This window comes from Chryseobacterium sp. SIMBA_028, from assembly GCF_046535285.1.
Classification (GTDB): Bacteria; Bacteroidota; Bacteroidia; order Flavobacteriales; family Weeksellaceae; genus Chryseobacterium.
Genome location: NZ_JAWRWZ010000302.1, coordinates 1 through 270 on the forward strand (window position 1 = coordinate 1; position 270 = coordinate 270).

At 42.2% G+C, this 270-nt stretch carries 1 pseudogene; it reads right to left on the minus strand.

The annotated features are described in order from the left end of the window. A pseudogene (locus tag SCA31_RS23550) lies at positions 1–93 on the minus strand (RNA polymerase subunit sigma-70); the annotation flags it as partial. Between the last annotated feature and the right edge of the window lie 177 nt (positions 94–270).

Sequence of the window (270 nt, forward strand, 5' to 3'; positions counted from 1 at the left end):
GCTGTTTCCTTTAAAGTTCTGGTAAGATTTCCAGAGCTGGATCATTATTTCCTGCTGCAGATCTTCACGGTCTTCAATAGAATCAGCATACATACGGGAGGCCTTATACAAAATGCCTTTATGCTGTGTGACGAGCTTCAGGAAAGCCGCTTCGGTTGGGTTACTCACGATGTTTTCTATGGGGTTAGTTATAGTTGTTTATGGGCTGTACTGTGTACTTTTGCTGCAAGAGGAATGGATAATAATAAAGTGGTGATTCCAGGTTGAACG